This window comes from Endozoicomonas sp. ONNA1, from assembly GCF_024606325.1.
Lineage (GTDB): Bacteria > Pseudomonadota > Gammaproteobacteria > Pseudomonadales > Endozoicomonadaceae > Endozoicomonas_A.
Map to the genome: position 1 here is coordinate 1 of NZ_JAHHPN010000443.1, position 6,237 is coordinate 6,237.

The following is a 6,237-nucleotide window of genomic DNA, read 5'->3' on the forward strand; positions in this document are numbered from 1 at the left end:
GAGAATTGTAGCGTGGGAGAGCCAGGGGGGGAGCTGGACAGGGAGTCCCGATGATACTTTAGTTCATATGTGGGGGAGCATACGCACAACTTTAGTGACAGAAAATACATGTCATATAAGCTATTTGCCCTGCATAGCAGTCTTATACTGAACAAGTAAAAAACTCATGATGGAGTATTTTCTGTCTTGGGAGCCAGCGACAAAAAAGAAGTTTCATGGAGCTGTTTAAAAAAATGGCTTTTTTCATGAGGGATCATAGGCCCCTAAATTCAGTCGATGGTGATTTTTATCCGGGGAAAACGGTTCTCAATTTCTCGGATAAAAGGGGTTATGTTTGAGACACCCCAGTTACGGGCGATGTAGTACTCCTGGCCTTGATAGAAGAACTCAGCTTTTTGCTGGGTTCTGTACCTTCTGTACTTCTCTTCATTATCTGTAATTTCATCCAGGGTCTTAAGCAGTCGAAATGCGCAGGAAGTATTATTCCGAAGGAACTCAAATGTTGCTTCATCAATCAGTTCTGCATGTTCGAGTGCTTTGACTGCCAGATAGCCAATGTTGGACTTTTTAAAGCCAGTTTCGAAGGGTTCTCCATCGATGTGAAGGCTTAACAGGGATCGGTCTTTATTGTCTGTTCGTGCCGCTCGCTCCTCCCGCTTCTTGTGCCGGACGTTAACCTGATAATCTACTGCTTCAGGCAGAGGAATAATCTGTTCAACGTTCAGTAGCAGGTGGTCTTCGAACCGTAATGGGTTCAGTCGGACACAGGTAATGTCGAGATCACGGTCATTGAGCCACAATACGGACGTGGTAATTTCTTTTGAAAAGTTCCGGGCAGCCAGAACAATGCGGGTTTCCTGAGCAAAGTCCTCGCTGGAGGGGGAGTCCCAACCCAGAAAACTCAGTAGTGAACTTTCAGCATCTGCGTCCTGGTCGTTGTCGGTCAGAAATTGCTTATAGGCATTGATGGCCTGGTCCCAGGTTAAATTGGCAACCATTGCTGCATAACGAATAGCTTGTAGCTCCATATGGCCGCCCAGATCGTCCCGCTTCAGCTCAATTACAACCAGATTGGCATTGGTGTCTATGCCCAGTAGGTCAATGCGTCGGTTTGATTCGACAAAATCGCCATACTCTTCCGCAATGATCAATGTATCCGGGCTGATGGCTTCAATATTGGCTTTCAGAAGTCGTTGAAGGTCTTGCCTCTCTTTCAGGTTCTCTTGTTCAAATGAAGTCGCTTCAACGGGGGTTAGTGAATCGCTGGTGATTTCATAAATTGGCATAGCTCTATTACCCTCTTACCCTTCCAATATATCAGACACAAACCGGGCAAAGCCACGATTCAGTTGAGGTCTAGACGGGTACTGCAACATCATAGTCTGCTATCTGATAGGCTACCTTGTGGTTGGTATAGTTTCCGAGGACAAACCCTCAGTCAATGGGTTGGCTCATGTAGTGCTGCCAAATAGTCACTATCACCTGAGCTATAATTTTGTTTCACTGGATTTACCTGGATTGTCAGAGCTTTCTTCTCTAAAAATAATTAGCAAGCTGAGGTTTTAATGGATTCAGATTGGATTGTAATGAGTGACCTGAAAATCATAAGAAATAAAAGTGAGTTGGACGGCACTCATTTTGTTGAACTACAGCCCGGCCACTTTAATGGTAAGCATTGGTCTGATAACTCTATTTTCATCATGGATGACCATTTCAGTTATTTCGACAGAGTGATCAAATCTGCAGTTAGCCGATATGATTTTTATGGATACACGGTCATAAAAAAATCAGAGTGGCTTGAAATACTAGAGCTTTATAAAAAACTACTGGTAGAGCTTGAAACAGCTAAGCACCTCAGCGACTTAAAGCCTTATGTGAGTATTTATGGTGATGGCATTAATCGCCTTATTCAACAGAGGTTCGATGATAACATGGGTATTTTTAAGAAGACTGTTCAAGAGCTGGTTGACTGGATCGAGGAGCAACTCAAAAACAAGAAGTGTATTACCATAATCGGCCTGTGAGTTTGATTTTTTCTACTCCGTTGGTCTTACTCTTTTATGACATAAGCCGCTTGAACCACCCTTCGTTTATAATGCGTTCATGCTCTTTTGCAGGCTGTAATACTACAAGGTCCCAATGCAGGTATGACGGGGCAATTAGCACTAGAAATACTGACAGGGCTTCATACCACCTCCCATCAGATTCCGTAATGTTCGTCAGCAAATATAACTCAATATTGAGCTACCAAACTTCTTGCGATACCCACACCAATTAGGGGGCAGCTTCCGGAATTCTATTTATTGCATTCAAACAACAGCCTCTTCTTCGGATTCATAATTCAGTTCAGAAAGCAACTCATTGAGTATTTTTCTAATTTGTTGCTGACAATAGACAATGTGAAGATGTCCAGGAGGGGAAGTGACTGCATCGACTATCCAGCGAACCAGTTCAGACTGCCTCTGCAAGAGGGTGTCTGTTTCTTCCTCAAAAAATTTATTCCAACGCTTTTGGATATAAGCAATGTGGTCATAATTGACTTTATTGTAAGTTATTCTGAACATCTGAAGCTGCCTATCATAATGCAGCTCGTGATAGTCTTGTGTTGCAAGGTGCGACGGGTCACATTCATCAATAGGTAGCGGCAGTTGAAAAAGGTAAGCTTTTCCATATCGGAAGCAGATAGCAAGATAGAGTAACAAATCACTGGCGACTTCAAAGTTACCATCTTTGGTAAAAGTGTATCTCTTGCCTATCTCAGTTCTTGTACCTGTGACAATCTCCGCATGGCGGTAAATATTTTTAGCCTTTCGACAGATCTGACGCATTTTCCCTGTTGTGTTTGATGCCTGAATTTCAGTCACGAAGCCCCAGCAATGGCCGGTAAACATACCCAGCTTTAATTCCATGGAAGGCAGCCTCCTTATTTAACAACGGTCAGCTGCTCCACCCTTCTCGCATCAGGCTGGCAAAATCCCGCTGTGAAAGCACCTGAGAACAATCTCTCCATTCATTATCCGATGGTTGCATAGACGCATTATATCTCAAGTCAAAACCGGTGGCTTCTCTGTGGTCGTGAATATATTCGTCCATTTTTTCACCCAGTGTTTCTATGTCTTCAATCCATTCATCTTTGATGGTATCGGGCAATGAACCGAACAGGTCAAAGCGATCACGCATTCTCTCTGAAAGGCGGTCATACACTTTCTCATCTACAGTTTGTTCGTTGACCAGATTTAACATATCCACGCGATCACGAGCTTGTCCGAAACGCTTGATACGCCCGATTCGTTGTTCCAGTTTTGTGGGGTTCCAGGGCAGGTCAATATTGATTAGTGTGCCCAGTGTTTGCAGGTTAAGACCTTCGCAGGCAGCATCAGTCGCCACCATAATTCTGAGTTCGCGATCCGCCACCATTTCTTTGAGGGTTTCCCGCTGAATACCAACTGCCTCACCTTCACGGTATAACTTACTTCGTCCTGCACCAGCATAAAGTCCAACAGCTTCTTGCTTATATCGTTTGGCTAACGAATCCGCTAACCAGTGTGCTGTATCGTAATATTGACTGAAGATAATAACGCCATGTTCAAGCCAGCCTTCTGTTTCCAGATAATGGATTACAGCGTTCAGCTTGGGGTCTTCTTTGACCTGTTTCAGGCGGTGCAGCAGTGTGGTCAGTGCTGACCGCTCAGCATCGTTCTGAACGACAAGATCAAAATCTTCATCATCTGTCTCTTCGTGGATGGTGCGACCTTCCAGCAATTTTTGTGCAGTATTGATGCCTGCAATCACGCTGGAACAGATTCGTTGTTCCATCAGGTTCTTCATAAAGCCACCACCTTTGCCGTCTTTACTCAGCGCTTTCGCAAATACCCTTGCTTCGGCATAGGCTTCCCGGAAATGCTCGCTGGTGCGCAGCGCCTGCCCTTCAAATAAGGCATGAAAGTCATTCACTTTCCGGACCAGATTCAGGTTTGGGTGAATATCAACACCAATTTTTTTCAACAATCCTGCATCTTCCAGCGTGGTGCGTTTTCGTAATACAACATGGCGTACAAAAGGGTTTTCCCTCTGGAAGAAGCTGGCTCCTGCAATGGTGCTTTCCAGAGCAAATTGCAAATCTTCCCGCACATCGATGCTCAAATCCGTATAAGATCCGCCTTGCCATTTGTCTTTGGGAATGCCTAAATCTTGTCGGATAGCACTGTACAAACGCCGTGCACGACCTTCATTAGTGGAGTTCAATGTCGGCAGGGGTGAACGTAAAAGTTCCCATGCATATTGCGGATCTGACACCTCCTCTTCTCCCGACAAAATCGGCAGCACGTCTTTCGGGCTATGCCAGGGGGCAAAGTCATTACCCAACACAAAACGACCTTTCCCCTGATGTAAAACGCGTACCAAATCCCAAAGGTCCTCTGGTCGAGTCTGGATAGGGGTTGCCGTCCCCAGCAACACGTGGTCAGAACGAGCGGCGACTTCCCTGATAAATTCCAGCAAGGCATTCGGACTGCCAGCATCTTTACCAAAACCTTGTCGACTCCGGGCTTTGTGCGCCTCATCCAGAATCACCAGGCCATAATTTAATCCAAGCAGGTATTGCTTTTCCAGAGAGTCACGCATCATCAGACCGGTAGAAACAATACCGATACGGAGCGGACATTTGGCGATGTGTTCTGTACCAGAAGGCGAAACCGCCCGGTCATCGTGATCCCACCAGACCTTTTTCTCGGTATTCCAGCGAGCACAGGGGACGCCCAGCTTATCCATCATTTCGGTTTGCCACTGCTCACAGAGTGTTGCAGGGGCAAAGATGATAACAGGCTTGCGACGCTTCTTTTCTTTCTCTGCCAGCAGGCACAGTGCCAACATCGCAGTACCCATAGAAAGGGTTTTACCTAACCCGACTTCGTCGGCCAGCAATAACCGAACAACGCCATAATTCCGATAGTGGCTCAGACATTCTGTGATAAACCCCTGTTGCCAGGGCTGCAAACTCATGCCCTCCCGATACATCGGGCTTTCTACCAATGCAGCAGGCGCCAGGTTGTCATCGCTGCTGATTTCATCCACGATGATTTCATGACGACGACCACGGCGTTTAATCTCCCTGCATACTGCCTCCGGTAATGGGCGGGCGGCATTCCAGAGGTAATCAAATTCTTCCTCTATCCATGCCACGCCTTCCGGTGAGCTGTCTTCCCAAAGAATTTCGTAGTGTCTCTGCCAACCGCTACTGGTTTCATTCATTGAGCCAATGAAGCCCAGTTTTCTGCCATCTGCCAGTTCAATCACGCCAGCCTTGCCATGGACAAAACCACACACACTGTCTGGAGCAACCCGAATCACCTGCCCCCGCTTTGCCAGAAACTCGTCCAGTCGTTTATAGCGGGAGCGGTTGAGCAAAGACTCGGCTTCAATATCATTTTTGTTCCAGCGCCCAATCATTTTCGATTCACGCAGCTGCGCTACTTTGAGGTCGTCGGGATGAATATCCACATTACAAACGATTTTTACATCAGGTATGTCTTCAATCCATTCGTGAGCCACTTCAAACAGGGAGCTGGTAAAATAACCTGCAATACGCTTGTAGCTCCGGGCGCCCTTCAGATGATCCGCCAGAAAGGTTTTATCCAGTTGGTGAGTGCGGGATGAAAAGCGCCGAATACTCATTAATGCCTCTTAGTGATGATATTGAAGGTTTAACCCAAACGCAGATTACGCAGGCGCCCAGTAAGCACTTCGGCCACATCACGCACCGCTTGATCCGATGATTTCTTGCTGATGAAACTGGCCAGATCAATCAAGAGCGGTCGACTTTCAAGAAAGTCCGGTAAGTCTTCCTGTAACTGGGAGATCACCACTTGTGGCTCGGTTTCTGCCAGCAGCTGCTGCAAGGCAATCACCACACGGCCAAGATGTGTTGGGCCAAGCTCAGTGCTGTCAGTCAGGTCGCGGGAAGTAAAGTCCTTCACACCTTTCAAACAAGCTTTGTTGGCGGTCATGCTGGCCATCACGCTGGTGTAATCAGCCACCCGAAATGCTTTGGCAAAGTTCTGGTAATTATCCAGTTTGGATGCACCTGCGCCTTCTTCCATATCCATCATGCGCAGATAGAAACGCTGAATACCTCGTATGGCTTGCCAGGTTTCTTTTTCCAAGCCTTCTGGTACCAGCAAGCTGTTAGCAGCTTCTGCGGCTTGTTGAACAATTTCGTCTACAACCGTTACCTCACCT

At 46.5% G+C, this 6,237-nt stretch carries 5 protein-coding genes; 1 reads left to right on the forward strand and 4 read right to left on the reverse strand.

Annotated features, from left to right (window positions below; all coding sequences use genetic code 11):
* Positions 1 to 269 precede the first annotated feature (269 nt).
* Positions 270 to 1,286, reverse strand: coding sequence for a hypothetical protein (locus KDK19_RS10200; protein WP_257291869.1), 1,017 nt, complete (start codon positions 1,284 to 1,286; stop codon positions 270 to 272).
* Positions 1,287 to 1,565: 279 nt separating this feature from the next.
* Between KDK19_RS10200 and KDK19_RS10205 the strand changes: the two genes are divergently transcribed.
* Positions 1,566 to 2,024, forward strand: coding sequence for a hypothetical protein (locus KDK19_RS10205; protein WP_257291870.1), 459 nt, complete (start codon positions 1,566 to 1,568; stop codon positions 2,022 to 2,024).
* A 285-nt stretch (positions 2,025 to 2,309) separates the two neighbouring features.
* On the opposite strand, the gene KDK19_RS10210 is transcribed toward KDK19_RS10205, so the two are convergent.
* From KDK19_RS10210 to KDK19_RS10220, 3 genes are all read right to left on the reverse strand, one after another.
* Positions 2,310 to 2,909 carry a hypothetical protein gene (locus tag KDK19_RS10210; RefSeq protein ID WP_257291871.1) on the reverse strand — a complete coding sequence of 200 codons (600 nt, stop codon included), beginning with the start codon at positions 2,907 to 2,909 and terminating at the stop codon, positions 2,310 to 2,312.
* A gap of 28 nt (positions 2,910 to 2,937) precedes the next feature.
* Complete coding sequence (locus tag KDK19_RS10215) at positions 2,938 to 5,673, reverse strand: phospholipase D-like domain-containing anti-phage protein (protein ID WP_257291872.1); 2,736 nt, start codon at positions 5,671 to 5,673, stop codon at positions 2,938 to 2,940.
* 29 nt (positions 5,674 to 5,702) lie between these two features.
* The coding region (locus KDK19_RS10220; RefSeq protein WP_257291873.1) for a hypothetical protein at positions 5,703 to 6,237 on the reverse strand (535 nt) is incomplete at its 5' end.